The organism is Ruegeria sp. YTSA226 (assembly GCF_059609905.1).
Window position 1 is genome coordinate 63702 of record NZ_JBXWMQ010000013.1, and the last position, 25589, is coordinate 89290.

General features: G+C 54.2%; 25 protein-coding genes and 3 pseudogenes. 10 read left to right on the forward strand and 18 right to left on the reverse strand.

Annotated features, from left to right (window positions below; genetic code table 11):
• The first annotated feature begins 10 nt into the window (after positions 1-10).
• On the forward strand, positions 11-601 hold the full coding sequence (locus tag AC2FFF_RS15250) for a LysE family translocator (protein ID WP_271946164.1): 591 nt from the start codon (positions 11-13) through the stop codon (positions 599-601).
• 47 nt (positions 602-648) lie between these two features.
• On the opposite strand, the gene AC2FFF_RS15255 is transcribed toward AC2FFF_RS15250, so the two are convergent.
• The gene (locus tag AC2FFF_RS15255; RefSeq protein ID WP_142634750.1) at positions 649-1416 is read right to left on the reverse strand and encodes an SDR family oxidoreductase; all 768 of its coding nucleotides are present in this window, start codon (positions 1414-1416) and stop codon (positions 649-651) included.
• A 69-nt stretch (positions 1417-1485) separates the two neighbouring features.
• On the opposite strand from AC2FFF_RS15255, the gene AC2FFF_RS15260 reads away from it, so the two are divergent.
• The 3 genes and pseudogenes from AC2FFF_RS15260 (at position 1486) to AC2FFF_RS15270 (ending at position 4134) form a co-directional block, all read left to right on the forward strand.
• Positions 1486-2544, forward strand: coding sequence for an L-idonate 5-dehydrogenase (locus AC2FFF_RS15260; RefSeq protein ID WP_496751034.1), 1059 nt, complete (start codon positions 1486-1488; stop codon positions 2542-2544).
• A 4-nt stretch (positions 2545-2548) separates the two neighbouring features.
• On the forward strand, positions 2549-3358 hold the full coding sequence (locus AC2FFF_RS15265) for a phytanoyl-CoA dioxygenase family protein (RefSeq protein ID WP_246097144.1): 810 nt from the start codon (positions 2549-2551) through the stop codon (positions 3356-3358).
• A 68-nt stretch (positions 3359-3426) separates the two neighbouring features.
• Positions 3427-4134, forward strand: a pseudogene (locus AC2FFF_RS15270) (IS6 family transposase).
• Between the two features lie 318 nt (positions 4135-4452).
• Here the strand turns inward: AC2FFF_RS15270 and AC2FFF_RS15275 are convergent.
• The gene (locus tag AC2FFF_RS15275; RefSeq protein WP_271946172.1) at positions 4453-4887 is read right to left on the reverse strand and encodes a hypothetical protein; all 435 of its coding nucleotides are present in this window, start codon (positions 4885-4887) and stop codon (positions 4453-4455) included.
• Between the two features lie 181 nt (positions 4888-5068).
• Between AC2FFF_RS15275 and AC2FFF_RS15280 the strand changes: the two are divergent.
• Positions 5069-5504, forward strand: a pseudogene (locus AC2FFF_RS15280) (transposase); the annotation flags it as partial.
• On the opposite strand, the gene AC2FFF_RS15285 reads toward AC2FFF_RS15280, so the two are convergent.
• The 9 genes from AC2FFF_RS15285 to AC2FFF_RS15325 all read right to left on the reverse strand — a co-directional run bounded on the left by AC2FFF_RS15285 (position 5495) and on the right by AC2FFF_RS15325 (position 15105).
• Entirely contained in the window at positions 5495-6616 is a 1122-nt protein-coding gene (locus AC2FFF_RS15285; protein ID WP_271946175.1) for a Gfo/Idh/MocA family protein, read from the reverse strand. The pseudogene AC2FFF_RS15280 and the gene AC2FFF_RS15285 sit on opposite strands and share 10 nt — an antisense overlap.
• On the reverse strand, positions 6613-7689 hold the full coding sequence (locus tag AC2FFF_RS15290) for a Gfo/Idh/MocA family protein (RefSeq protein ID WP_281972360.1): 1077 nt from the start codon (positions 7687-7689) through the stop codon (positions 6613-6615). The genes AC2FFF_RS15285 and AC2FFF_RS15290 overlap by 4 nt, the downstream gene beginning before the upstream one ends.
• A gap of 12 nt (positions 7690-7701) precedes the next feature.
• The gene (locus AC2FFF_RS15295) at positions 7702-8709 is read right to left on the reverse strand and encodes an ABC transporter permease (RefSeq protein WP_281972359.1); all 1008 of its coding nucleotides are present in this window, start codon (positions 8707-8709) and stop codon (positions 7702-7704) included.
• Positions 8706-9569, reverse strand: coding sequence for an ABC transporter permease (locus AC2FFF_RS15300; protein ID WP_281972358.1), 864 nt, complete (start codon positions 9567-9569; stop codon positions 8706-8708). The genes AC2FFF_RS15295 and AC2FFF_RS15300 overlap by 4 nt, the downstream gene beginning before the upstream one ends.
• Before the next feature lie 74 nt (positions 9570-9643).
• Complete coding sequence (locus AC2FFF_RS15305) at positions 9644-11128, reverse strand: sugar ABC transporter ATP-binding protein (RefSeq protein ID WP_142634736.1); 1485 nt, start codon at positions 11126-11128, stop codon at positions 9644-9646.
• Positions 11129-11201: 73 nt separating this feature from the next.
• Positions 11202-12239: an ABC transporter substrate-binding protein gene (locus AC2FFF_RS15310; protein WP_142634734.1), complete on the reverse strand. Its 1038-nt coding sequence runs from the start codon at positions 12237-12239 to the stop codon at positions 11202-11204.
• A 45-nt stretch (positions 12240-12284) separates the two neighbouring features.
• Positions 12285-13199 (reverse strand): sugar phosphate isomerase/epimerase family protein, encoded by a 915-nt coding sequence (locus AC2FFF_RS15315; protein ID WP_281972357.1) that lies wholly within the window; start codon positions 13197-13199, stop codon positions 12285-12287.
• Between the two features lie 10 nt (positions 13200-13209).
• The gene (locus AC2FFF_RS15320; RefSeq protein WP_281972356.1) at positions 13210-14364 is read right to left on the reverse strand and encodes a Gfo/Idh/MocA family protein; all 1155 of its coding nucleotides are present in this window, start codon (positions 14362-14364) and stop codon (positions 13210-13212) included.
• Between the two features lie 12 nt (positions 14365-14376).
• The gene (locus AC2FFF_RS15325; RefSeq protein ID WP_281972355.1) at positions 14377-15105 is read right to left on the reverse strand and encodes an SDR family NAD(P)-dependent oxidoreductase; all 729 of its coding nucleotides are present in this window, start codon (positions 15103-15105) and stop codon (positions 14377-14379) included.
• Positions 15106-15282: 177 nt separating this feature from the next.
• Between AC2FFF_RS15325 and AC2FFF_RS15330 the strand changes: the two genes are divergently transcribed.
• From AC2FFF_RS15330 to AC2FFF_RS15350, 5 genes and pseudogenes are all read left to right on the forward strand, one after another.
• Entirely contained in the window at positions 15283-16311 is a 1029-nt protein-coding gene (locus AC2FFF_RS15330) for a LacI family DNA-binding transcriptional regulator (RefSeq protein ID WP_281972354.1), read from the forward strand.
• 76 nt (positions 16312-16387) lie between these two features.
• Positions 16388-17548, forward strand: coding sequence for a fatty acid desaturase family protein (locus AC2FFF_RS15335; protein ID WP_281972353.1), 1161 nt, complete (start codon positions 16388-16390; stop codon positions 17546-17548).
• On the forward strand, positions 17548-17859 hold the full coding sequence (locus tag AC2FFF_RS15340) for a MocE family 2Fe-2S type ferredoxin (RefSeq protein WP_281972352.1): 312 nt from the start codon (positions 17548-17550) through the stop codon (positions 17857-17859). The genes AC2FFF_RS15335 and AC2FFF_RS15340 overlap by 1 nt, the downstream gene beginning before the upstream one ends.
• Before the next feature lie 22 nt (positions 17860-17881).
• On the forward strand, positions 17882-18931 hold the full coding sequence (locus AC2FFF_RS15345; protein ID WP_282021392.1) for a hypothetical protein: 1050 nt from the start codon (positions 17882-17884) through the stop codon (positions 18929-18931).
• Between the two features lie 105 nt (positions 18932-19036).
• A pseudogene (locus AC2FFF_RS15350) lies at positions 19037-19581 on the forward strand (DDE-type integrase/transposase/recombinase).
• A gap of 217 nt (positions 19582-19798) precedes the next feature.
• Here the strand turns inward: AC2FFF_RS15350 and AC2FFF_RS15355 are convergent.
• The 7 genes from AC2FFF_RS15355 to AC2FFF_RS15385 all read right to left on the reverse strand — a co-directional run bounded on the left by AC2FFF_RS15355 (position 19799) and on the right by AC2FFF_RS15385 (position 25538).
• Positions 19799-20896, reverse strand: a complete 1098-nt coding sequence (locus AC2FFF_RS15355; protein WP_281972350.1) for a M56 family metallopeptidase — start codon at positions 20894-20896, stop codon at positions 19799-19801.
• Positions 20883-21278: a BlaI/MecI/CopY family transcriptional regulator gene (locus AC2FFF_RS15360; RefSeq protein WP_142634715.1), complete on the reverse strand. Its 396-nt coding sequence runs from the start codon at positions 21276-21278 to the stop codon at positions 20883-20885. Before AC2FFF_RS15360 ends, AC2FFF_RS15355 begins: the two co-directional genes overlap by 14 nt.
• A gap of 65 nt (positions 21279-21343) precedes the next feature.
• Complete coding sequence (locus AC2FFF_RS15365; RefSeq protein ID WP_281972348.1) at positions 21344-21748, reverse strand: DUF2160 domain-containing protein; 405 nt, start codon at positions 21746-21748, stop codon at positions 21344-21346.
• A gap of 8 nt (positions 21749-21756) precedes the next feature.
• Positions 21757-22554 (reverse strand): carbohydrate ABC transporter permease, encoded by a 798-nt coding sequence (locus tag AC2FFF_RS15370; protein ID WP_142634711.1) that lies wholly within the window; start codon positions 22552-22554, stop codon positions 21757-21759.
• Complete coding sequence (locus AC2FFF_RS15375) at positions 22551-23414, reverse strand: carbohydrate ABC transporter permease (protein ID WP_142634709.1); 864 nt, start codon at positions 23412-23414, stop codon at positions 22551-22553. Before AC2FFF_RS15375 ends, AC2FFF_RS15370 begins: the two co-directional genes overlap by 4 nt.
• Positions 23411-24487: an ABC transporter ATP-binding protein gene (locus tag AC2FFF_RS15380; RefSeq protein WP_271946215.1), complete on the reverse strand. Its 1077-nt coding sequence runs from the start codon at positions 24485-24487 to the stop codon at positions 23411-23413. The genes AC2FFF_RS15375 and AC2FFF_RS15380 overlap by 4 nt, the downstream gene beginning before the upstream one ends.
• A gap of 1 nt (position 24488) precedes the next feature.
• On the reverse strand, positions 24489-25538 hold the full coding sequence (locus AC2FFF_RS15385; RefSeq protein WP_281972347.1) for an ABC transporter ATP-binding protein: 1050 nt from the start codon (positions 25536-25538) through the stop codon (positions 24489-24491).
• Positions 25539-25589: the final 51 nt, after the last annotated feature.

A 25589-nucleotide genomic window follows, 5' to 3' on the forward strand; every position in this document is an offset into this window, starting at 1 on the left:
AATCTGAACAGTGTTTGAATTTGCCGTTGCGGTTTTCTTTCTGTTGATTACGCCTGGCCCAGGTGTTTTGACAACTGCGGGTATTGGATCAGCATTTGGTTTTCGAGCTGGGCTCGCTTTTGTGGCCGGTTTGATGCTGGGCGGGTTCATCAACATGATGTTGGTTGTTTCTGGAGTCGCTGCAGTAGCTTTGGCTATACCGGTACTTAGAACTTTGCTGCTATTTGCCTCTGTCGGGTATTTGGGATTTCTCGCCTGGCGTATTGCAAGCGCTGGCTCAAAGGTCGGGTTTTCCCCCGCGGTCTCGCCACTTGGGTTTGCGAACGGGCTGACACTTCAGTTCATTAATCCCAAGGCTTACGTGGTCGGCACTGCATTGTTTTCAGGGTTTGCCTTTATGCCCGATGCGCCCGTTTGGGAGGTCGTCATAAAAATCGTAGTATTCAATATGATTTGGGTGCCAGTTCACATGATCTGGCTGGGTGCTGGCGCAAAGCTGGGCAGCCTTGATTTAAGTGAGAGTTCACATCAAAGGATCAACTTTGCGATGGCGGCTTCATTGATGGTTGTTGTGGTGATTGCTTTGGCGTCGGCGCTTTAAACGAAACCTGCGTCAGTCGTACCTAGCAGACGGTTGAAAGACACAAATCAAAGTGACGCCGTTATTCCGCCATCAACGTAGAGAGTATGTCCATTGACGAAACTGGATGCAGGGGAGGCAAGGAATATGGCGGCGCCGACAAGTTCTTCTACATTGCCCCAGCGACCGGCTGGGGTGCGTTTCTCAAGCCATGCACTGAACTCTGGGTCAGCAACCAATGCGGCGTTCAAAGGTGTATCGAAATATCCAGGCGCAATGGCATTGCAGTTTAGACCATATTTAGCCCAATCAGTTGCCATTCCCTTTGTAAGGTTGGTCACGGCGCCTTTTGTCGCCGTGTAAGGCGCAATACCCGGTCTTGCTAATGCGGATTGAACCGAAGCAATGTTAATGATCTTGCCTGACTTTCTTTCAATCATGTGCCGTGCCACAGCCTGACCGACGTGAAAGACGGACGCAACATTTGTCTGTAGTAGGCGCTCGAACGCTTCAGCGGGGAAATCCTGTAACTCCGTCCTGTGTTGCATTCCGGCGTTGTTTATCAGGATGTCTATGGGGCCGACATTGTCTTCAAAGTTGTCCACGGCAGATCGGACACCTTCATGATCGGTTACATCGAACGAAAGTTCACGTACCGAGGCGCCTGTTTCCCTCAACTCGGATGCTGCTGCCGCTAGCTTCGCGGTGTCGCGCCCGTTCAAAACGACCTGAGCACCGGCGGCAGCCAAGCCACGGGCCAACGCAAATCCAATGCCTTGGCTAGAGCCTGTTACTAGTGCGCGTGTTCCCTTTAGGTTGAACATTTCAAGCGTCATGCAAAAACCCCTTGGTTGTCAGCACCGACTATCCGTATCTTTTGGCAATCTGTATAGGGAGTCTGTGCAATGTCTTCGGCCAGTGTTGCTGTTGTTATCCATGCCGCAAAAGATCTGAGGTTGGAAAACCGAGACGTACACGATGTGGGGCCAGACGAAGTCTTGATTGCCATGCGCGCGGGTGGGATTTGCGGATCTGACCTGCATTACTACAACCACGGTGGTTTCGGTGCGATAAAGTTGCGTCAACCGATGGTACTTGGACACGAAGTCGCCGGGGAAATCGTGAAAGTTGGGTCAAGTGTGCAGGGGGTGCACTCAGGTCAACTCGTTGCAGTTTCTCCATCCCGCCCTTGCCAAGCCTGCATTTATTGTCTGAACAGGCAGCAAAACCACTGTCTTGATATGAAGTTCTATGGCAGCGCGATGCCGTTCCCGCATATCCAAGGCGCTTTTCAAAGCAAACTCGTGGCAAAAGCAGGTCAATGTGTTCCGGCAGATGGGTTGAGCCCCGCGCAGGCCGCTATGGCCGAACCTCTGGCGGTCTGTTTGCACGCGATTAAACAAGCTGGGAGCCTCTTAGGTAAAACGGTACTTATCACGGGATGCGGTCCGATCGGCTGCCTCACGATCTTGGCAGCACGTCGTTCAGGGGCGGCCAGAATAGTGGCAACCGATATCTCGGACCAGACCCTCGCTTTGGCGCGTGAATGCGGGGCAGACGATGCCATCAACACTTACGCCGATCCGCAAAAACTGGAGACGTTTGAAAAGGACAAGGGCCAGATTGATGTCCAACTGGAGTGTTCCGGGGCTCAATCTGCTCTGGCTTCTGGAGTCGCATGCTTGCGACCGGGTGGAACATTGGTTCAGCTTGGTCTGGGCGGAGATATGACAGTGCCGATGCAAGCGTTGACTGCAAAAGAGATAGTGCTTCGCGGGTCTTTCCGTTTCCATTCCGAGTTCTCAGTCGCGGTCGAGATGATGCGAAGCGGACTAATAAACGTCGACCAGTTGGTGACGCATACCTTCGAAGTTGGCGAGGTTGTCACTGCCTTTGAGGTCGCGTCTGATCGAAGCCAGTCAATGAAGGTACAGTTAACGTTTCCGGAAAATGACGATGGATAGACGAATGCGTGATACTGCAAAGGCTTATGAAAGAGACGGTTTCGTAGCGCCGCTGGATATCCTGACAGCTTCCGAGGTCCAAACGCTGCGCGATGGTTTTGAGAAAGCAGAGCGCATTCTCAGAGACGACCCGGAGAAACTCAAGCTTCTATATTCTTATCCGGACAGGCTAATACCATCATTCGATGCACTTCTTCGCCATCCGAAGCTGATTGAGGCTGCTTCAACAGTGTTGGGGCCGGACCTCATGGTTTGGAGCGGAGCACTTTTCGTAAAAGAAGCGCGATCATCAAAGATAGTCTCGTGGCACCAAGACTTGACCTATTGGGGTTTGGATGATGCTGAAGAGGTAACCTGTTGGGTTGCGATTTCAGAAGCGTCTGAGCAAAGCGGGTGTATGAGGTTTGTTCCTGGCAGCCATAAAAGCCGTATCGTGCCTCACGTGGACACCTTCAGCGAAAACAACCTGTTGTCACGAGGGCAGGAAATCGCAGTCGATGTGAAGGAAAAAGATGCGGTCGCTGCCGAATTGCGTGCGGGGCAGGCATCCATGCATCACGGGCATCTCTTTCACGCATCAGGGCCCAATAACACAGACGATAGACGCATTGGTGCGGCGTTGCGTTTCATAAAGCCCTCAATGAAACAGCAAAACGGCGTGAAGACTTTGGTTGCGCTAGTCGCAGGCCGAGATGATTATGGGCATTTTTTAGTTGCGCCCTCCCCTCAGGGTTTTTTGCATGAGAACGATTTCGATTTGTGTCAAAGGGATGCAGATCGCAAGAAACAAATACTCTTCGCGGGAGTGAAGTGACACCCCTGGCAGGTCTTGTCAGAAGAACTTTGCTTGAGCGGGGCAGGGCGGTTGCGTGGTTTTTGCACATGACCAAACCTGCCTCTTTTAAAAACTTCAAGACCAGTCCCGATATCATCCGCCTTGCTGTGATGCTGTATATTCGATTTCCGCTCTCGCTTCGGAATGTCGAAGATCTGCTGCATGAACGAGGCATCGACGTGAACCACGAAACTGTCCGGTATTGGTGGAACAGGTTCGGCCCGATGTTTGCTGCTGAGATAAGGCGGAAGCGAGTCCAGCAACTGCGGGCATTTTCGAAATGGAAGTGGCACGTGGACGAAGTTTTTGTGAAGGTGAATGGCAAAAGGTACTACCTCTGGCGGGCCGTAGATCATGAAGGCGAGGTGCTGGAAGCCGTTGTCACCAAGCGCCGAAACAAAGCTGCAGCACTGAAATTCCTCAGGAAACTGATGAAGCGGCACGGTTGCGCCGAAGAGATCGTCACAGATCGCTTCGCTTCCTACAAGGCTGCGCTCAGAGAAATGGGCGCGCTCGAAAAACAACAGACGGGCAGGTGGCTCAACAACCGCGTAGAGAATTCGCATCTTCCGTTTCGACGACGCGAACGCGCGACGCAACGGTTCAGGCGCATGCGAAGTTTACAGAAATTCGCTGCCGTTCATTCTTCCGTCTAAAACCACTTCAACCAAGAAAGATCGCTCACCAGCCGAGACACCTTCAAGCTGACCCGCGCCGCCGCTCTTAGCGAGTGGCGTCAACTTTGTTCCGGATAAGAATTGCGGATCCCGCGGCACACTGAGACTGGTTCGAATTAGTCTGGCAGCACCGCCACTCATACCTGTCTCACTTCAGTTGTGTTCTCTGACCCGGAATTGAGTCGCAATTCCCGCGAGTTGGCGCATGCGCTTTCAATCAGAGACGGAGCAAACCGTACACTCAGAACGCAATTCAGGCCTCAGTCTCAGTGGCGCATTTTGGCGGGGTCGCTTTGGGAGGGATTTCCCTGATACCCGGCAATTTACAGGGAATTTTCGTGAGATGGGTCTGGAACCCAGAGTTTCTCCGCTCAGAAATGTATGTTTTTCAGAGGTCTATGCTGCAAATTCCCAAAAAGGTGGAGCAGGGAATTGTTCCCACGGATCAAGGAGGGCGAACCCTGTATCTGGGAGGCCGGTTCTTGAGGTGTCAAAAGTCGAACGACATTCCTGTTCGGCCCAATCAATTGCGTGGGTAACGCTGACCAGACGCTTGAGTGTGAGTTCGGGCGGCTGGGTGCTGTCGAGAATCGTGGCCTGAATCTTCGGTGAGAGAAAGGCAGTCAGGTCGCAACTCCCGATGAAGCGAGAGAAATCCTGGACTTGAATGGAGGGGACCGCGTCGCGTTTTGAGGATAGGATGACTGACATCAACTCCCATCGAGCAACATTTTTTTGGATTTCTGAAAACCCTAAGGAGATCGAACCATGCGAGTGAGTGTTTTGACATTCAGCGCGCTTCTTACAGGATTTACTGCCGTTCAAGCTCATGCTCAGAACGCGGCTGAGGACATCACCAATCTTTTGCTCAGCAACCGGTCTGGAGACTGCGCGGACTATGCTGGAGTATATTCTGCTTCAGTGGAAGACATCACGCGACAACAACAATTTAGGCCCATTGATTTCCGTTTGGCTGCGTGAATCATCGCGCTCAAATGAGCGGTGCACATGTCTGATCGGGCGCACCAAGGGCGGCATGAACACAAAGTTGCATGCGGTTTGTGACAGATGAGCCCTTTTGCGCTATTGGTTCAAGCACAATGGCGAATGAAGCCCCTGGGATCTGTCTGTCACTGCCGGATAGGTCAGCAACTACATTAGCGCGAGGGCATTGGTCAGCAGCCCGCCGAATGTCGAATGGTTGCTGGGTGAGCGCGGATATGATGCCGATTGGTTCAGAGAAGCGTTGAAAGACAAAGGGATACGCGCGTGCATCCCAGGCCGCAAACAGCGCAAGACAACTGTCCGATACGACAAGTGCCGCTACAAACGTCGCAATCGGATTGAGATCATGTTTGGCAGATTGAAGGACTGGCGACGCGGTTCGACAGGTGTCTCAAGTCTTCCTCTCAGAAATCGCTCTCGCCGCTTTGGTCATCTATTCGCTATGTGTCCTGAGCCTAATGCTTCCTATCTCGACCTCCCTTTTGCGTTTAGACGAAGCAACCGCGGCGAGAACGATGGCCAATGATTTTAGGTTGGTTCTTGCAGATGTTGAGGGCTCTCGGTCGTCTTCAATTGAACAAAGAAGCTCCCCCATGGCGCCACGAAACCCGTCGTTGAACCATTGTCCTTCGAGTGCAGGCCGCGCAATGCCATGCGCTGTCTCAAGTGTCACAGATTGCGTCGACAGATCCGGTCCAACTGATGTCAGGCTACCGGTCGTACCTGCAACGTATGTTGTATCGCGAGGCCCAAAGGGAACGCCCCCGTCAAAAACCAGGCTTGCTTGGCCTTGGTCCAAACGAACCAGAGCCTGCGACATCAGAGGCACTTTGTTGGCCTGGCCGCGTGCAGATGTAGCAGTTGCAAAGACGCTTTCTGCTCTATCTCCGACAAGAGACGCAAGAAAGTCGAACCAGTGAATTCCAAAGTCGTAAAGTATCAGCTGGTCGATTTCGTCAAACGGGGTACCTGCAGTCCAGCTGTGATCCCAGTGAATTGAGATATGGGCCGACAGAACATCACCGATCAATCCGGCTGAAACCGCCTCACGCATCCAGGACAGGTGCGGGGCCCAACGACCGTTCTGGTTTACCGCTAGTTTAACGCCTTGATCATCTGCCAGCTTCACAAGGTCATTACCTAGATCGAGGTCGGTAACAAAAGGCTTCTGGCTGAGCACGTGTTTGCCTGCTTGCAGGGCAGCTCTGATGATTGGCACTCGATGTTCGGGGTGCAGCGTGACATCGACAACGTCGATCTCGCTATCGGCAAGAAGCGCCTCCCAGTCATCTTCGATGCGTGCAGAGGGGCAGTATTCAGCAGCTTTCTCTTCAGCCTTTGAGCGCGTACGGTTCCAGATTGCGGCGACGTCCCAGCCTGCTGTTCGGTAGGCATCAAGATGGCTTGCAGAAATCCCACCCGTACCAATAACCCCGATCCGGGGTTCATAGCGTCGAGGCATTGGTGGAAGATACTGCAGATCCGGCGCATCGATTTCGTGCAGATGAGCAGATTTTAGTGCGTACTGGTCTGAATTGGCACTGTCTGAGGTCATGCGAGTAACCGAAGTGTTCGTTTTTCATATGCCGAGCGGAGCGCTGTATCGACGATCCGTTGCGCTGTCAGGCAAAGTGCTGGATCCAGTGGCCCTTTGACCGGGACTTCTCTGGATATGCAGTCAAGGACATACTCAATCGCATTTCGTTCACCTAACGGTAGCGGAGTCACTGGTATCTCGTGCCGGTCAGGTCGTGTGCGGGTTTGAATCGTTATGTGATCGGCATAATCGGGCGATGAAATGGTGCCGTCTGTGCCCACAAAGACGAATCCGCAAGTTGGTTGAGGTTGCGTTGTCCACGGGTCGGTGAAGGTGCCCCAGCGCGTTTCCATTTTTGAGAGCCCGGTTTCATAACGGCAAACGGCAATGGCGTGTTGATCGACCTCAATCCCCGGTGTCTCATCGACTGTGCATGTCACCTCGATCGGCTCCTCGCCCCCCATATACCAGGTTCCAAGCGTCGCGCCGTAGCCAAGGTAATCCAACAGCGACCCACCGCCCGATGCACGCTTATACCACCATGAGTTCGGTTTCTGACGCTCAACCTCGTCCGGGGTGACTTCGACCTTGTCGGCCAGATGGTACAGAGGTCCGCGATTTCCGTCGTAGAAATGCACTTCGTGCAGGTCGCCGATCATCCCGTCATCAATCAACCGTTTGGCCGTCACATGGCTTTCGACCCATCGCAAAGGCCAGTTGATGATCAACTGCTTGTCGGTCCTATCCATTGCAGCCATCATGCGGCGCGCATCATCAGAAGATGCGGCAAAGGGCTTTTCGACAAAAACATGCAGGTCGTAAGAGGCCAGACGTTCGGTATATTCCGCATGCTGAGCCGTTGCCACACAAAGAATTGCCATGTCGTAGGGTCCCGCAGCCATGCATGTGTCGAAGTCGGTAAAGATCCGATCTTCGGGAACGCTGAAGGCCGTTGCCGCTGCCTTCATCTTGTCCCAATCAGGATCGAATATACCGGCGATTTCAGCGTCTGGATGATCGTGCACCATCCGAAGCAAGTCACCCATATGCATGTGATCGAAACTGATGCCGACGATCCGGAATTTGGCCATTGGAAACTCCCTTTAGCGCGTGCCGGTGATCCTGACGTAGAGTGCGGTAACTGCAAGAATGATCAGCCCAAACAGGGCCGTGCGCGCACCTTCCGGCATTTGCATCAATGTTAGCATAGTATCCAGCACACGCAGAATAAGTGCGCCCACAATCGCACCTGCGAAACTGCCACGACCTCCGAAGATTGATGTGCCGCCGATCACCGCCGCAGCGACAGAGGGTAACAATAAGGGGTTGGCAAGGCTCAGCGAAGTTTGACGGATCATGCCGAGATAGAGCAAGCCAGCCAGCGCAGCGATCAAACTTGAAAGCACGTAGAGCCCCAGATAGACCTGCCATGCTCGGACCCCGGACAGCTTAGCGGCCTGCTCATTAGAGCCTAGGGCGAACAGCAGCCGACCAAATCCTGTATAGCGCATCAGCCACAGGATAAAGAGCGCAAACGGGATGAATACAAAAAGGCCGTTCGGCATTCCAGCGGTGCGGCCGGTTCCGAGCCAGGCAAGGAAGGCGGGAATTTCGGTGCCAGCATTGATAACGAGGCGTTGATAGACCTGAAGACATCCGGTGGCGATTAACCCTGTTCCTAGGGTCATGATCAATGGATGGACCCGGACCAATCCCACGCCGATGCCATTTACAACGCCCACAACTAGGCCAGCTGACAGCGCGATCAATACTGCAGGTGTCACGCCCCAAATCGCACTAAGTGTTGCGCAAACGAAGGCTGACACGGTGGCAACTACCCCGACCGAGAGATCAATTCCTGCGGTTAGCATTGTCAGCACCTGACAAGCCGCAAGCATCGCCAATGGAATTGCGAACTTGATCAGGTTGCCAACCCAAAAGGTTGAAATCAGCCCATCCCGACCTGCTCGGACCGGGGTAACGATACCTGGCCGCAATACTTCCAGCACAGCGATCATCAGGACAAGGAAGACCAATAGCGGAATAATTGGGTTGTCGCGCAGATAACGGCCAAAGCGGACCATCGGTGGATCTATGGTGTCCATGCTCATCGGCGGGCTCCCTTTAGTGAAGCCGCCGTGCCCAACATAACGACGAGAACCATAATTGTGCCTTCGATAATCGTGGTCACGTTTGGATCGACGGCCAGCAATGTCAGGATCGTCCGAATGATCCGCAAAATGAACACCGCGATGATCGGCCCAAGCAGACCGCCTTTGCCACCGCCCAGCACGACACCGCCCAGAACTACGGCCGCGACCGAGGCCATAAGATATGGCCCCGGTACCGGCTCTCCAATCCCGGTCAGCGCAGCGAGGCTTAGACCGCCCATGGCACAAAACAGCCCGCATAGCGCATAGGCTGCTATCTTTGTTCTTCCCACTGAAACACCAGAACGGAAGGCGGCAAGCTCGTCTGATCCGGTGGCGTAAATCGAGAGCCCGAGTTTGGAGCGCCGGATCGGCAACCAGACAACAGCGATGCCAAAGGCAACGATGAGCAATGCCTTAGGCAGCCCGTCGAATAGAAACTGACCGCGTATTGCCTGTTCCAGCCAATCTGCAGTCGCGCCGCCCGGTGTCTCAAGTATCAACAGCGCGACGCCTTCCCAGACAAACAGCATGGCGAGTGTCACAACGATGTCGGGCACGCGCGTTACAACGATCAAAAGACCATTGATCAACCCCATCAAAAACCCGACCCCCAACACGATAAACAAGGCCGGTACACCGGCCATGCGCTCCATCAGAACGGCTGCAGTCACAGCACAGACCGCCATCATAGACGCAACAGACAGGTCGATACCGCCGACAATTACGACGATGGCCATACCGGCGGTTGCGAAAGCAAAGGGCAGGGCGGCGCGGGCAATACTCTCCAGTCCTGACGCACCGAAAGTTGGCTGTATCAATTTTGTGATGGTCAAAAGGACCATGAGAAGAATCGCTAACCCCATGACCCATGCGTGTTTTCGGATGGCCACGCTCACGCCGCGCCCTCCGTCTCGGTCAGGCCATAGGCCGCACGCATCAGTGTTTGTTCATCCGCGTCAGCGGCATCAATCACATCAACCACACGACCGTTGAAGATTACGACCGCGCGGTCACAGGCAAGTGGGATTTCTTCCAACTCGGACGTGTAGAATAGAACCGCCGCTCCTTGATCTGCCAACTCACGGACAAGCGGGTAAATCTGGCGTTTTGTGCGCACATCGATGCCACGGGTCGGATCGAATAGAAGCAGGGTTTCGACACCTGTCGCGAGCCAGCGACCAATGGTGACTTTCTGTTGGTTGCCACCTGAAAGCCTTTGCACCTCGCCCTGCGCGCGTGTGTCGATCTGCAGTTTCTCGACCGCATAAGCGACCCGATCGCGCTCATGCCGCAGTTTTATTGGTCCCCAGTTCTTGAGCCGGGCAGAAAATGGCAGAGCGATGTTTTCTTTAACTGACCTTTGCGCCAGCAGAGCGTCTGAACGATCGCCCGGAACGAAAGTTATCCCGACGGCAATGGCGTCGGCGGGGTGGGCGAAGTTTACGGGCTTTCCATCAACTTCCATCGATCCTGAAGACGGGCGATCAAAGCCCGCCAGAACCTCAAACAGTTCATCCTGCCCCTGACCCTCAAGCGCGACCACCCCTAGGACCTCGCCGGGGAATAAGTCGAACGAAACATCCGAAAAACTGGGCTCAAAAGCCAGTGACTTAATGCTCAGGCGCGGTGTCTTAGCCTGTGGTTTATTTGCTCGAAGGATCTGACGTGTTCCAATGTCAATCTTCTGACCCAGCATCAATTCGACCACGCGTTCTTCTACGCCGGGTTCAATGTCGAGATCTCCGACAGACATGCCATCCCGCAACACAGTGGCCCGATCGCACAGTTCCGAAATCTCGGTGAAACGGTGAGAAACATAGATCACACCCATCCCGTCATTTGCTTTGCGCCTTACGGTCTTCAATACGCGTTCAACCAGATCCGTCGGCAGCGCCGCGGTCATTTCGTCCAGCAAGAGGACATCTGGTTCAACAGCCAGCGCGCGCGCCAGATCAAGGATGCGCAGTGTAGCAAGTGGCAGGTCGCCAATCATTGCCGATAGTTTCAGACCTTCGATACCAAGTTCTGTAACCCAGTTTTGAAACTGATCGACAGGTGTGTCTGTCAGCCGAAGATTGTCGGATACGTCGAGATCAGGAATGAGTGAGGGTTCTTGATAAACCGGCACCAAACCGGAACGGCGCGCCTCGGCGGGGCTTCCGACAAACGCTTGTTTGCCTCTGATCAATACCTGTCCAGTGTCGGGTTTAAGGGCACCGGTAATGATCTTGACGAAAGTGGACTTGCCAGCACCATTTGCGCCCATCAAGGCGACGATCTCGCCTTCGGCAACCGTGAGGTGCGCATTGGTCAACGCCCGTACGGCGCCAAAACTTTTGGCCACGTCAGACGCGTCGAGAAGTGGTGTGCTGCTCATGGAAGTCCTTGAATGCCGAGTGGGTTGGATTTGCCTTCCGCCCAGCTAAAGGCGGAAGGCCAGTCAATTCGGATCAGCCCTCGCCGGGTCCCTTACAGTCGATAATTTGTTCCATCGTGTAATCGGTCCAGCCGGGAACGGTCACTGATACGGGCCACTCTGGGTCAAGGTTAGGATTCTGAGCCGCTGTGATCGTTTCACGGCCTGCGTCCGTCGCATTCTCCCAAAGCACAGGATCTACAAGAACGGTTTTGTTCTCAGGTGCCTTGCCGTTAAGAATGTCGACAGCAAGAGCAATGCCTGCGCCGCCGACTGAGCCAGGATTTGTCACGGCCGCGCCGTTCAATCCCTCAACCTCGGTCAGATATTGAACAAATCCTGCGTTGTCTGCGCCGACGATCGGCACCAAAGGTGCCCCGGATTCGGTGAACGCATCGACGATTACGTTGTCGATGCCGCTGGTCCAGACACCGTCAAACGGGATGCCGGTGGCCAGGTAATCAAAGATCTGTTGCTTACCCTGGTCTTGCTGCCAGCCGGTGAAAACTTCATGCACCACATTGATATCGGGGTGTTCTGCCAACGCGCGTTTAAAGCCGTTGTCGCGGTCAGTATCGGCTGAGACGCCAGCAATGCCTCGCATATAGACAACGTCACCTTTGCCACCGAGCTGTTCAAATAACCACTTGGCGCCAAGATAGGCGTATTCTTCTTGATTGTTCGAAAGAATGTAGGCGCCTTCAGCCGAAACACCGGCATCCACGGCAACAATGACGATATCTTGCGCCATTGCTTTTTCCAGTGCCGAATTCAAAGCATCCGGGTTGGATGGGTTCAGCACGATGGCGTCTACACCCGCTTCGATGAGGTTGTTGATGTCTTCCAGTTGCCCGGCTGAATCAGTGTTGCGATGCGCGACGATCAGGTTTGTCACATCGGCTTCGACCAGAGCTTGGGCACGCATGGCGCAAATCATCTGTTCGCGCCAGCCATTGCCTTGAACGGTGTTGGACACTCCGATTGTGTATTGCTTGTGCCCGTCAGCCATCGCCACAGTTGAAAGAGACGCTGAAACTGCAAGAGCAGCAACACCATAAAGTAGGTTCTTCATTTTAGTTTCCTCCCAGTTTTAGTCATTTCAAATTTGATAATTTCTTCACTTGATGAATGGTGACAGGACATCCCGGGCCAGCAGAAAACCCCGCTTGACCTTTTCGTCAGTCCCTTCGAACAACCTGTCTTCATGTTCGATAATGATCGGACCGTCGTAACCGGCGCGGTACAGGCCGGAAAAGAAACCGGACCAATCCACATCGCCCAGCCCGCAAAGCCGTGGGATTTGCCATCCCATGCCGGTAGACATCACACCGTTGTCATAAAGCCCGTCCTCATCAACCATCACGTCTTTGGCATGGACATGAGCCATGTGAGGACCGAACTCCTTGATGAACCGTGTCTGATCGATGAACTGCCAGATCAGATGTGAAGGATCGAAGTTCATGCCAACCGCATCGCCCCATTCTTCAAAAATCCGCCGCCAGATTCTTGGCGAGTAAGCAATGTTGTGACCCCCGGGCCATTCGTCATAGCTGAAGATCATCGGGCAGTTCTCAAAGCACAGACGCACACCAGAGTTTTGTGCATGCTTCACGATCGGATCGAAAATTTCAGTGGCACGCTCCCAGTTCGCGTCTAGATGCAGAGTGCGATCTCCGCCGACGAATGTGTTGACAACTTTGATGCCCATAACACCGGCGGCGGTGATTACTTTGTTAAGATGTCCAATAACTTCAACCCGATGCTCTTCATCGGCGTGGAGCGGATTGGGATAGTACCCCAGACCCGAAATCTCGACCCCCTGATCGCCGAGTTGCCCAACAATTTCAGTGCCCTGATCCGCAGAAAGGCCATCTACGTTGATGTGGCTGGTTCCCGCATAGCGCCGTTGTTCGCCACCTGACGATGGCCAGCAGGCGACCTCCATCGCCGAAAACCCATTGGAACCGGCCCAGGCCGCCACCTCAGTCAATTGAGAGTTTTCGAATGGTGCAGTCAGTAAGCCCAGTTTCATGTCATCGCCCTCAAATCTCGCTCAAATCGACCCAGCGGCTCTCACTCGCCGACTTCACGACTGCATCGCAGAACTGCATCTCGTAGTGGCCGTCCTCAAATGTGGCCCATGTGCTGCCTTGTTGCCGCCCGCCCGCGATGACGTCGGCATAAACCGCCCGGAAAAAGTTGAAGAATGAATCTGCGAACCCTTCGACATGCCCGGGCGGCAAGGTGGCGGCTGCGATCCCCGGACTGTTCATCAAGGTGAAGTCACGCATCAGGGTCTGGTTGGGCGCGTCACGATGCCCAATGAACAGATGATCAGGAGTTTCACTGTCCCAAGCCGCACTGGCATTTGCTCCGGCGATGTCCCATTGCAACGAGTTCTTTCGACCCATGTTCACCTGGGATGTGCTCATCACGGCCCGCGCTCCGTTCTCATATCGGATAAGGATCATCGCAGCATCGTCGGTGTCGATATGCACAGTTTCGGTTTCGCCGGTTCCGCTGGTAAATGTCTCAACCGGGCCAAGAGGTTTCTGGCGTTCCGGAAGGAAGGTTGTCAGCTCAGCAAAGACAGAGGTCGCCTTCAACCCGGTGACGAAGCTGGTCAGGTCAACCCAGTGCGTTCCGATGTCACCAACTGATCGCAGCGCGCCGCCCATTTCGCTTTCTAGCCGCCAGTTCCAGTCGCTAGGTTTGGCAAGCCAGTCCTGATGGTAGTGCCCGGTAACAAAACGGATATCACCCAGATCCCCGGCCATTACCATGCCGTGGGCTTGTTGGTTCAGCGGATAAAAGCGAATGTTGTAACAAACCGCTGCAACCTTGCCAGAAGCCTTGGCTAGGTCGACCATCTCGGCGCTTTCTACGGACGTCATGGCAAGTGGTTTCTCGCAGATGACGTGTTTGCCCGCAGCTAGGATCGATTTCACTTGCGGATAGTGTGCGTGGTTAGGGGTCGTTACGTGCACTATATCGATGTTTTCATCCGCCAACAGATCCTCCAGAGAGTCATAAGCCCGGGCTACGCTCATTGCCCGCGCTCGTTCCCTTCCGCGCTCTGGCGATGACCCAAGAACACCTCTTACGTCCACGCCCAGACGCCGAAGCGCCTGAACGTGCACTGTTCCTATGAAGCCAGTTCCGATCACCGCAGCGCGGATTTTTGCGAAGTCACTCATCGTGCACTCCTGTCAAACAACCGAATACCCTCCGTCCACGATCACGCAGGCACCGGTCACAAAGGCTGCCGCATCGGATGCGAGAAACAAGGCTGTTCCAGCGATATCTTCTGGGTGACCCCAGCGTGCCAAGGGTGTGCGTGCTTCTACAGCTGTTGAGAAACTGGCGTCTTTTCGGGCTTTCGCCGATTGCTCGGTCACGATGAACCCGGGCGCGATCGCGTTCACCCGAATACCGTCTTTGGCCCACGCAATCGCCAGTGATTTTGTTAGTTGTTCCACGCCGGCTTTTGACGCGCCATAGGCTGGGTTGAGCGGTGAACCAAAGCGCGCATACATGGAGGCAACATTTATGACGCGCCCTTTCGCAACCGAAAGGGCAGGGTGCAGCGCTTCGGCGCAGCGAAAAGACCCTGTTAGATTTACGTCCAGCACGTGGGAAAAGAACTCAGGTGCCATTTCTTCACCGCGTCGAGTCACCGCCGCACAGTTTACCAAGACGTCAATATGGTCGCGTGTGCTTGCGAAATTGTAGACTTCGTCGGTGTCGGTTACATCCAGTTGAATGTAGTCAAACCGGGCGGCGTCCTCTTCGACGCATTGCGGTTCCACACCGGTAATCTCCACTGTGGCACCCGAGTCCTGAAATTCTCTTGCAATAGCGGCACCAATGCCGGCTCGGCTGGCACCGATCACCAGGACCTTTGCCCCGGCAAAGTCGAATGTGACCTTCGAAACCATCAAAGAACCTGGCTTTTGTTGCGTTTGAATTCGGATGCCATCAGTTTCCCTCGTTTGGCGAAATCGTTACTGCAATCGATTACATTATGGGAAAAACCTACTTTCCAAATTGTGTAATCGATTACATAATCGGCATCACATGAGATTCGAGTCAAGCCAGAAATCGACTGCCAAGCAATGAGCAAGATACCCAAACCCGCCACAATACAGGACGTCGCACGTGTTTCGCAGGTGTCGACAGCCACTGTCAGTCGTGTTCTGTCCAATCCCGATCTGGTGTCAAAATCAACACGTGTTGCTGTTTTGGAAGCTATTCGCGAGACGGGATATCGCGTTAATCAGGCAGCCCGAAACCTGCGGATGAAAAGGGCGGGGGCCGTACTGATCCTTGTTCCCAACCTCGGCAAACCTTTCTATTCGGGCATACTTGCCGGTATCAGTGAGGGGTTTGCGGGCTCGGACTATGCAGTTCTGATTGCCGATACCGAAAGCAATCCGCTGCAGGAAGAAACTCTTGCCGGGTACTTTCGAGACGGCCGGATAGATGGCGCAATCTCTTTGGATGGTGGCATTCCTTCGACCGCACTTCAGCAATGCGTCACATACGGCGCGGGCGACCGCATAGTATTTTTGTGTGAATGGGTGGAAGGCGAGGCCTTTCCGGTGATTTCCAGCGACAACGCCGAAGGTGCGCGATTGGCGATCAGGCACCTGCATGATTTGGGCCACAAAAAAATCGCGCATGTTACCGGTCCCGACGGGAATGTTCTGACGACCGCTCGGCGTAAGGGCGTGGTCGAAGAACGGACACGCTTGGGGCTTCCAGCGCGGCCCGAGTGGATTATCAGGGGAGACTTTTCGCTGGAATCCGGACATGAGGCCGCCAGACGAATACTTGCGATGGATGAGCGCCCAACGGCGGTGTTCTGCGCTGCGGATATGGTTGCCTTTGGGTTGATTTCTGGGCTGGTCGCGGGTGGGTTGAAGGTGCCCGGTGACATTTCAGTTGTTGGTTTCGACGATATCGAAATGTCAGGATCCTATGTTCCGGCTCTGACAACAATCCGACAGGACCGACACCAACTGGGACGCCGTGCGGCAGAGGTTTTGCTGGGCCAGTTGGCGAACACTGGTAAAGCGCTTCCAATGAAATCAGCGCTTCCCGTAGAGCTTGTAACACGGGCGAGCTCTGCGCCGCCCAATTAGCGAAGTCAAAATTCAGGCGCCTTTGCTATAGTCTAGGAAGAAGCGGGAGGCGCTGTGAGCGATGGAGACAGGGGAAATGAGTAAGTCGACCACACCCATTGGCTCTGAACTCACTGTTCGGGATTATTCCCTGACTGGTGTAAATACGCGTCAAGCGATAGAAAACGGTCTTTCGGCCGCAGAGTGGTACCACAGCGATGTTCCTCGTAAGAAGCTGAAATCGCTTATGAAGCGCAGGGATGCGCCGGCCATTCGTGACACAGTGATCTGGATCGCTTTGCACTTTGTATTTGCGGCTGGCGGGCTGTACTTCTGGGGCAGCTGGCTTTGCGTGCCATTCTGGTTTGCTTACGGTGTCGTGTATGGTTCGGCCTGCGACAGCCGTTGGCACGAATGCGGACACGGAACAGCCTTTCGAACCCGATGGATGAACGACGTCGTGTACCACATCGCGTCCTTCCAGATTATGCGAAACCCGGTCAATTGGCGCTGGAGCCATGCGCGGCATCACACCGATACACTCATTGTTGGCCGCGATCCGGAAATAGCGTGGATGCACCCGATCAACCTGATCCTGAAGGCGCTTGCATTTGTAGGGATTTTTGAGACCTGGACTTCACTCAAAGTTCTAATGCGAAATGCCATGGGGAACTTGTCGCAAGAAGAGCAGGATTACATTCCGGAAAGCCAATGGCCCAAAGCGGTCCTTTGGGCGCGGATTAACATTGCGATCTACGCCGCTGTTTTGTTGATTTCATTTGTTTTGCTTGTCTCCGGGGCCGCATGGAAATCCCTGATCCCCATACTCTTGATCGGAGGTCCTCGGGTCTATGGGTGTTGGCATTTTGTAATGACGGGGTTGCTTCAGCATGGAGGGCTTGCGGAGAACGTTCTTGATCACCGTTTAAATTCACGTACACTTTATATGAACCCGATAAGCCGTTGGGTTTACTGGAACATGAATTACCATATTGAGCATCACATGTTCCCGATGGTTCCGTATTACTCTCTTCCAGCGCTTCATGATCTGATCAAGGATGATCTGCCGCCGCCGAATACTTCGATTTGGGACGGCTACAAAGAAATGATGGGTTCTGTCATGAAGCAGCGTGTTGACCCGAGTTACGCCATACGAAAGTCTCTCCCACCGACGGCCCGCCCATATCGGGAACATTTTCACTTGGCAGTTCCGGAGAGAAACACGGGGTTAGAAATTGGTGATCGAGGAGGAACGTAATGCCTTGGGTTGACGCATGCGCCGTAGACGATGTTGAGGAAGAAGATCTCATTCGTTGGGACCACGACGGTAGAACCTACTTGATTGTTCGCAGTTTGGACAATGAGTTCTATTGCACCGACGGCCTCTGTACACACGAACAAGTGCACTTATCGGACGGTCTGGTGATGGACAATGAGATAGAGTGCCCCAAGCATAATGGGCTATTCGACTATCGCACGGGCAAAGCTTTGAGGGCGCCCGTATGCGAAGATCTTCGCACCTACAAAACCAGAGTAGGAAATGGTCGCGTCATGGTATTGGTGGAATGATTTTTTGGGCTAGGAGTGGTTTGTGATCGAGCTGTCCGCAACAGGCATCCGGCTTTCATTCGATTTGCAGTTGGGGTTGATCGAGAGTTTCAGTGTGTACGACGGTGACGCTGAGATTTCACCACTACATCGCGCACCTTGGGTCGGCACAGACGAAGTTATGCCCGAAGGTATAGCACCTCATTTGGAAAAACTCGGCGGTGATTTCTTCTGCGCCCCATTCGGGTCAACTGAGGGGACATCGCCGCTGCATGGGTGGCCAGCTAACTCTCGTTGGAGACTAGAAGAAAAGACCGACAGCTATTTGCGCGCTGAGCTCGACAGAACGGTCTATGGAGCTAGGCTGCAAAAAGAGATTACACTGCATCCTGAGCATCCATTCGTCTACCAGCGTCACACTTTCATTGGTGGCGACGGCACGATGCCGGTTGCAAATCACGCAAATGTATCCTTGCCCAATGGTGGGATCATTCAAACCTCTCGAAAGCAGTGTTGGAGAACGCCTAAGGTTGAACAGGAAGTTGATCCGGCATTAGGCTATTCAGCGCTTAGATATCCGGCTGAAAGCCAAACGTTGGCGTCTTTTCCCGGGAAAGACCGCGAAGTGAATCTGTCAAACTACCCATGGTCTCCACAGAGTGAAGACTTTGTTGTTGGATTGGATTCGCCTGAAGAGAAATTGGGTTGGACCGCGGTAACTCGCCCCGTGGAGGGCGACATGTTCCTGTCGCTTAAATCGGCTCAGGCCTTGCCGATGACGATGTTGTGGCATTCGAACGGTGGTCGATATTATGCTCCTTGGTCGAGCCGCCACTTCGCCTGCCTTGGGGTTGAGGAGGGGGCCGCTTCGCCCATCCTAGGAAATGTCGAAAATAGTTTCCCGAACGATCACGGCGTCATTCATCTAAACCCCGATCGCCAAGTTGAGGTTACACATGTAATCGGGGCGCTTCGTTGGTGTAGTGGAGCCAGGGTGATTGCAGTTGAAACTCTGGGAAACCAACTTTTGATCCGAGGTACAGAAAATCAGGAGATTCTTGTGCCATTCGATCCGCAAGCCCTGAACATTTGAACGGGTGGTGCAGGGGAAATTGGCTTGAGACAGGCAGGGCAGTTTCGTAGCTTCGCTTGATGACAAAAACGCTCACTTTTTTGTTGCTTCAAAACCAACCCTGAGATCATTCGTCTAGCAGTGATCGTGTATGTTCGATTCTGGTTGAATAGGTTTGGCCCTATCTGTGCCGCAGAAATTAGCCGAAAACGCATAAATCGGATGCGATGTTTCGCGAACTGGTGGCGGCATTTAAATAAGGTTATTGTTGAAGATCAACGGCAAGCAATATCACCTGTGGCGGGTAGCCGACCATGAAGGCGAGGTGCTGGAAATCTATTTCACGAAGCGCCGTGATCGTGTTGCGGCCCTTTTACACTTGAAGACAGCGATGAAACGATGGGGCCAGTCAGGTTTCGTCGTCACTGACAAGTCGCACTCTTACGACGCGGCGATGAAAGTCATAGGAAATGCCTCAAGGCAAGAAACCGACCGTTGGAAGAACAATCTTGCTGAGTATTCCCATCTTCCGTCGGCGAAAAGAACGTGCGATGCTCTGCTTCCGGCAAATGCGGTGTTTGCAAAAGTTTGCTGCAGACAACACTTCCGTCCATAGTCACTTCAATCATGAACGGCAGCTTTACTCACGCGACAAGTTCAAACTCAGTTGAACTGCCGCCCTTTCGGCGTGGAGCCAATTTAGTTTCGCCTAATTTTCAGCTTTCTGAGGTAGACTGAGACTGGTTCGAATTTGCCTGACAGCACCGCCACTCAGCCTGTTTCGCCAAGCAACCTGCGATTTCTTTCTTCAGCAAACGCGGATTGGCTTCGCTGCAAGAATGTGCGTCGCGCTGCAGATCCTTCGAAAATATTTCCCACGAATAAGGGTCAGTTGCCCTGATTGCGGGCTTCCAACCGTTCAAGGTTCACAACGGTCGACAGCATCAACCTGTCATGGCTCCAGTCGTCTACAGGCTGCAATGACGCAGCGCCTAACGCCAATATCACAGCAAAAGCCGCGCTTAAGGCAAAGAACAGAGGGGGCATTGTGGGTTGGATTGCAGGGGCATCTGCCAGGGCAATCACACGTTGACGCAAGACGCGTTTGGCCTTGCCCCCTTTAACCAATGCTACGTTCAATACACGCGGGCTGCCGCGCATTACTGAATTGGAGCAATAGTTCAGCAGGCAGGACGTGTATTCGACCGCGTTGATTTCACGGCGCGAAACGACGGATTGATCACAGGCCAGCTCGCGCAGCCGATCGAATTGAAACTTGAGAATCAGATATGCCGGGTTCCAGAACAGGAACGGCCGCAAAAGCTCGAACCCCAGTTCCCATTCAACATCGGCAGCCCTTACATGTTGCAGCTCGTGTGCAAGGGCAAACCGCATATCGCTGGGGGTGTTGAGCAGATGGCTGGGCAATACCACATGCCTGCGCCACAAACCGCGAACGGCGAAGGGGACTGTGACCCGGTCGGACAGGCGGATATCGACCTTTTCCGAGCTTCGCCACAGATAGCTGGAGCGAACAATGCCTCGGATTGCCAACCCGTCACGGATAATGCGCAGGATGCAGACCGCAGAATAGAGCGCCATTACCACCAAGATTGCCGATATAATCGGGTTTTCGCCTGAAAGGGTCTGTTCGATCCACCTTTGCCGGGTATTGAGCAGGGCCTCGAACTGGGTGGCGGGCATGGCGATATCGCCACGCAGATAGGCGGCAACCGCAAGATCCCCAATGGCGACCCCGCCTTCAACGGAATACATCGCCATGACCAAACCAGCCCCGATTGCCAAAAGGGGGCTGAGCAGGACGCAAAGACACAGAATTTTCAATGCGCGTAGCTGTGCAACAAACCCGTGTCGCATCTGCGTCATTGAAACCACGTATCTTGCCGCGATCCATACAATCGCTGCTAGGGCAAGAACCAGATTCAGTTCGAGAAATGCGTCGAGAACCGGTTTAACCGCTGTCATTTTGCAGTCTCCTCTCTACCAATGCCCGAATATCCTCAAGATCTGCCTCGCTCAGACCGGCGTCATCTACCAACCGTGCAACCAGCGTGGCTGGTGTGTCATCGAACAAGGTTCGTGACAGGTTCTGCAGTGAGCGCGCCTGATACCTATCCTTTTCCAGAAGCGGCGTATAACTCAGGGTCTTGCCGTTTTTGCGACTTTCTACAAAGCCTTTTTCGTCAAGAATGCGAAGGATTGTTGCCCCTGACGTATAGGCCAGGTTCCGATCCGGTGGCAGCCGGTCCAGTACATCACGCACCGAGCCCTGACCCAGAGCCCAGAGTTCGTTCATGAACTCCAGTTCGACCTCGGTCAGCAGGTTTGTCGTCTTTTTCTTTCGCATTGATCCCAGTGCCGTCATTTTACCTGTGCCTGACAGACAAGCATTCTTTGATGGTTTCGCAAAGCTTAAACTTTCCAGAACACGAAAACGCCCCAGCCGATGGACAGGAACAGCGGTGTCCAGACCGGTTGCCCGACTAGCCCTAACCAGGCCAGAAAAATGTAAGCTGCCCCAAGCAATGTGATGAACAGCCGGTCGCCCAATGTGGTGGTCAAGCCCAGAACGCCGCGCCGTTCAATCCCGTCGCGGAATTTGAACCCTTCCAGCAGACCGATCAGCGCAATGGCTGAAAAGATGCCGACAAATACGGCCAGGGTCGCCGGTGTCCAAGCCATCCAGAAATCCGGCCACAAGGGCGCAGTCCAGGAAAACTCTTTTTCTTCGGGCTGACCTACACTTCCCCACCCGGCCTGTGCTTGCGCCAAGGCCGAACCCGGGATCAGAAAGGGGATCAAAAGCAGTTTACGCATATCGAACCTCATACACGCCCCATCGCGAAACCACGCGCGATGTAGTTGCGGACAAACCAGATGACGATGGCGCCGGGGATGATGGTCAGCGTCCCGGCGGCGGCCAGCAGGCCCAATTCGTACCCGGCGCTGGACGCGGTTCGGGTCATTACGGCAGCGATGGGTTTGGCCTCGACCGCTGTCAGAGTCTTGGCCAACAGCATTTCGACCCATGAGAACATGAAGCAGAAGAATGCCGCGACGCCTACGCCCGCTTTGATATTTGGCAGGAATATCGTGACGAAAAAGCGCGGGAAGGAATACCCGTCCACATAAGCGGTTTCGTCCAACTCCTTGGGGATGCCACGCATGAACCCTTCCAAAATCCACACCGCTAGCGGCACGTTGAACAGCGTATGCGCCAGCGCCACCGCCAGATAGGTGTCAAACAACTGGATTGACGAATAGAGCTGAAAGAACGGCAAGGCGAACACCGCAGCCGGTGCCATCCGGTTGGTCAGCAGCCAGAAGAACAACTGCTTGTCCCCTAGGAACCGATAGCGTGAGAACGCATAGGCCGCTGGCAGGGCGACACAGACGGAAAGCACCGTGTTCAACGTCACATAGGTGATCGAGTTGATGTAGCCCCAATACCACGTCGGGTCTGTGAAGATCGTGATGTAATTTTCCAGCGTAAAGGTCTGCGGGAACAGAGAAAAGCCCGACAGGATCTCGTTCGTGGTCTTGAAGGACATCGCCACTAGCCAATAGATCGGCAGCATCAGGAACGCGATATAGAGGATCGGGATGAGGGAGCGCTTTTTCATTCGGCGTCATCCTTTGTCATCAGAGTGTAGAAGACCCATGAGACCAGCAGTGTGATGGCGAAATAGATCAAGCTCATCGCAGCCGCAGGGCCAAGGTCGAACTGTCCCAGCGCGATCTTTACAAGATCGATCGACAGTAAGGTGGTCGAGTTTCCGGGACCCCCGCCAGTCAAAACGAAGGGTTCGGTGTAGATGTTGAAACTGTCCATGAACCGCAGCAGGATGGCGATTGTCAGAACCGTCTTCATCTTGGGTAACTGGATATACCGGAACACTGACCACGGGCTGGCACCGTCGATCTTGGCCGCCTGATAATAGGCGTCCGGGATCGAAACCAGACCCGCATAGCACAGTAGAACCACCAGCGAAGTCCAGTGCCAGACATCCATGATGATGACAGTGATCCAGGCCGACAGAGGCTGTTGGGTCATGTCATAGTTGATGCCCAAAACGTCATTTAGGAAGTATCCAAGCAGGCCGATCTTGGGCAGCGTAAAGATGTTCCACATCGAGCCCACCACATTCCACGGTATCAGCATCGGCAGGGCCATCAGAACCAGACAGACCGGCACCCAAAAGCCTTTACGCGGCATGGATAGCGCGACGATGATGCCCAAGGGCACCTCGATGATCAGGATCATGAAGGTAAACAGGAACTGTCGCCCAAGTGCGGCCTGAAACCGGTCCGACCGCAGGATCTGTTCGAACCAACCCAGGCCTTCCCAGAAAAACTGATTGTTGCCGAAGGTCTCCTGCACCGAGTAGTTGACCACCGTCATCATTGGCACCAGCGCGTTGAACGCGACCAGTGCCAGAACCGGCAAGACAAAGAACCATGCTCTTTGGTTTATTGTTCTCATTGGGCCCGCTCCTGCGTTGCGATCCAGCCGTCGCGATAGACGCGGGACTGCTCGGGTTTGAATTGCAGAAAGACCATCGAGCCTTGTTCGGGCGCATTGTGTTCGGTGACGGCCTTGATCGGTGTGTTCCCAACCATGGCACTGACCACGTAATGGCGCCCGATATCGGCTACTTTGGTGACATGTGCCGGTATGCCGGATTGGCCGAAGCCTACATATTCCGGGCGTATTCCTAGATCGGTGCGACCACCTTCACCATGGGTCGGACCTTCCAAGACCACCTCATGCCCTTCGAAAATAGCGCGATCGCCCTTGGTCTCGCAGGGCAAGACATTCATGCCGGGCGAGCCGATAAAGTGACCAACGAATGTATGCTGAGGCCGCTCGAACAGTTCAACCGGCGTACCAATCTGAACCACTTCACCATCCTGCATGACCACGACTTCATCAGCAAAAGTCAACGCCTCGGTCTGGTCGTGGGTGACGTAGATCATTGTGGCTTTTACGCGCTGGTGCAGCTCTTTCAACTTGGACCGCAGTTTCCATTTCAGATGCGGGTCGATCACGGTCAGCGGCTCATCAAACATCACCGCATTCACGTCATCGCGCACCAGTCCGCGCCCCATCGAGATTTTTTGCTTGTTGTCCGGGCTCAGGCCAGAGGCTTTGGTGCCCAGCATATCCGCGACATCCAGCATTTCGGCAATCTCATCAACACGCCGCTTGATGGTTGCCGCGTCAACGCCCCGGTTTTTCAGAGGAAAGGCTAGGTTCTCGCCTACGGTCATCGTGTCGTAGATCACTGGAAACTGAAAAACCTGCGCAATGTTGCGCTGATCAGGGGGCAGGGCGGTCACGTCGCGGTCATCAAACAGGATCTGCCCCTCGGAAGGTGTCAGCAGGCCCGAGATGATGTTCAGCAGCGTAGACTTGCCGCAGCCCGAAGGCCCCAGCAGCGCATAGGCCCCACCATCGCGCCAAGTGACATCGATTTCCTTCAGCGCATAATCCTCGGGGCCTTGCGGCGATGGCATATAGCTGTGTCGAAGGTTTGAAAGCTTGATCTGTGCCATGTCAGGCCACCCTTTTGCCGTCTTGGCCGAAATACCGGCAATGAGCCGGATTCATATAGAAACTATGGTCTTCGCCAACCTGATAGGGATGTACGCCCGCCGCCAATGAAACCCATGCGTCGTTCCCATGTTGGAAATGCGCACTGGAGTCAGATCCGGATAGCTCGGTCACGATCACACGCCCGGTCAGTTCTATATCTGCGTCCGACGTGCGGAAGGGCGTCACACGATGCGGGCGTACCGCCACTGTGTATTCACCGTCTGCGATGCCGGTGACGGCCCAGCCACCGCCCCCTGCAAGTTGCGCCTGTGTACCCGAGACGGTGATATGCGCGACGTTGATCGGCGGATCCGAGAACACACGTGCGGCAGCGATGTTTTCCGGATTGCGGTAGATATCAGCGGTTGGCCCAAATTGGGTGACCCGGCCGTCTGCCATCAGAGCGGTATGACCACCGAGCAGCAATGCTTCTTCCGGCTCTGATGTCGCATAGACCACAACGGCCCCGCGTCCGGCAAAAAGATCAGGAAGTTGCTCGCGTAGCTCTTCGCGCAGTTTGTAGTCCAGATTGGCCAGAGGTTCATCAAGGAACACGGCCCGGCTTTCCTTGGCAATCGCGCGGGCCAATGCGGTGCGTTGTTGTTGCCCACCCGACAGCTCGTGCGGGCGGCGCTGCAGCATCGGGCGCAGCTGCAGCAGATCAGCGGCCTCTTCCACGCGGCCTTCGATTTCGCTTTTCGCCATGCCTGCTACGCGCAGGGGCGAGGCAATGTTGTCGAAAACGCTCATATGGGGGTAATTGACGAAAAACTGGTGCACCAGACTAATCTTACGCTTCTGCGTATTCAGCCGAGTCACGTCCTGACCGTCCATCAGGACCTTGCCTGCGGCGATCGGATCCAGTCCGGCCATCATCTTGATCAGTGATGTTTTCCCGGAACCGGTGGCACCCAGTAACACATTGAAATGGCCTGTTTGCAGCGTCAGATTCGTGGGTTTGATATGGATGACGTTGCCGACCCGTTTGGTCGCGTCTTGAAGTTCGATCATCTGGTGTTCTCTGGGGGTATTTGGGGGTAGGCCGGGTCTGAGCCCGGCCTA

What these genes read in the sequence shown, in the direction of transcription:
- AC2FFF_RS15255 (WP_142634750.1), bottom strand. Translation starts at nt 1,416, where the DNA reads ATGACGCTTGAAATGTTCAACCTAAAGGGAACACGCGCACTAGTAACA.
- AC2FFF_RS15260 (WP_496751034.1), top strand. Translation starts at nt 1,486, where the DNA reads ATGTCTTCGGCCAGTGTTGCTGTTGTTATCCATGCCGCAAAAGATCTG.
- AC2FFF_RS15265 (WP_246097144.1), top strand. Translation starts at nt 2,549, where the DNA reads ATGCGTGATACTGCAAAGGCTTATGAAAGAGACGGTTTCGTAGCGCCG.
- AC2FFF_RS15275 (WP_271946172.1), bottom strand. Translation starts at nt 4,887, where the DNA reads ATGAGCTTGAACGGCAGTAAATCCTGTAAGAAGCGCGCTGAATGTCAA.
- AC2FFF_RS15285 (WP_271946175.1), bottom strand. Translation starts at nt 6,616, where the DNA reads ATGACCTCAGACAGTGCCAATTCAGACCAGTACGCACTAAAATCTGCT.
- AC2FFF_RS15290 (WP_281972360.1), bottom strand. Translation starts at nt 7,689, where the DNA reads ATGGCCAAATTCCGGATCGTCGGCATCAGTTTCGATCACATGCATATG.
- AC2FFF_RS15295 (WP_281972359.1), bottom strand. Translation starts at nt 8,709, where the DNA reads ATGAGCATGGACACCATAGATCCACCGATGGTCCGCTTTGGCCGTTAT.
- AC2FFF_RS15305 (WP_142634736.1), bottom strand. Translation starts at nt 11,128, where the DNA reads ATGAGCAGCACACCACTTCTCGACGCGTCTGACGTGGCCAAAAGTTTT.
- AC2FFF_RS15310 (WP_142634734.1), bottom strand. Translation starts at nt 12,239, where the DNA reads ATGAAGAACCTACTTTATGGTGTTGCTGCTCTTGCAGTTTCAGCGTCT.
- AC2FFF_RS15315 (WP_281972357.1), bottom strand. Translation starts at nt 13,199, where the DNA reads ATGAAACTGGGCTTACTGACTGCACCATTCGAAAACTCTCAATTGACT.
- AC2FFF_RS15320 (WP_281972356.1), bottom strand. Translation starts at nt 14,364, where the DNA reads ATGAGTGACTTCGCAAAAATCCGCGCTGCGGTGATCGGAACTGGCTTC.
- AC2FFF_RS15325 (WP_281972355.1), bottom strand. Translation starts at nt 15,105, where the DNA reads ATGGTTTCGAAGGTCACATTCGACTTTGCCGGGGCAAAGGTCCTGGTG.
- AC2FFF_RS15330 (WP_281972354.1), top strand. Translation starts at nt 15,283, where the DNA reads ATGAGCAAGATACCCAAACCCGCCACAATACAGGACGTCGCACGTGTT.
- AC2FFF_RS15335 (WP_281972353.1), top strand. Translation starts at nt 16,388, where the DNA reads ATGAGTAAGTCGACCACACCCATTGGCTCTGAACTCACTGTTCGGGAT.
- AC2FFF_RS15340 (WP_281972352.1), top strand. Translation starts at nt 17,548, where the DNA reads ATGCCTTGGGTTGACGCATGCGCCGTAGACGATGTTGAGGAAGAAGAT.
- AC2FFF_RS15355 (WP_281972350.1), bottom strand. Translation starts at nt 20,896, where the DNA reads ATGACAGCGGTTAAACCGGTTCTCGACGCATTTCTCGAACTGAATCTG.
- AC2FFF_RS15360 (WP_142634715.1), bottom strand. Translation starts at nt 21,278, where the DNA reads ATGCGAAAGAAAAAGACGACAAACCTGCTGACCGAGGTCGAACTGGAG.
- AC2FFF_RS15365 (WP_281972348.1), bottom strand. Translation starts at nt 21,748, where the DNA reads ATGCGTAAACTGCTTTTGATCCCCTTTCTGATCCCGGGTTCGGCCTTG.
- AC2FFF_RS15370 (WP_142634711.1), bottom strand. Translation starts at nt 22,554, where the DNA reads ATGAAAAAGCGCTCCCTCATCCCGATCCTCTATATCGCGTTCCTGATG.
- AC2FFF_RS15375 (WP_142634709.1), bottom strand. Translation starts at nt 23,414, where the DNA reads ATGAGAACAATAAACCAAAGAGCATGGTTCTTTGTCTTGCCGGTTCTG.
- AC2FFF_RS15380 (WP_271946215.1), bottom strand. Translation starts at nt 24,487, where the DNA reads ATGGCACAGATCAAGCTTTCAAACCTTCGACACAGCTATATGCCATCG.
- AC2FFF_RS15385 (WP_281972347.1), bottom strand. Translation starts at nt 25,538, where the DNA reads ATGATCGAACTTCAAGACGCGACCAAACGGGTCGGCAACGTCATCCAT.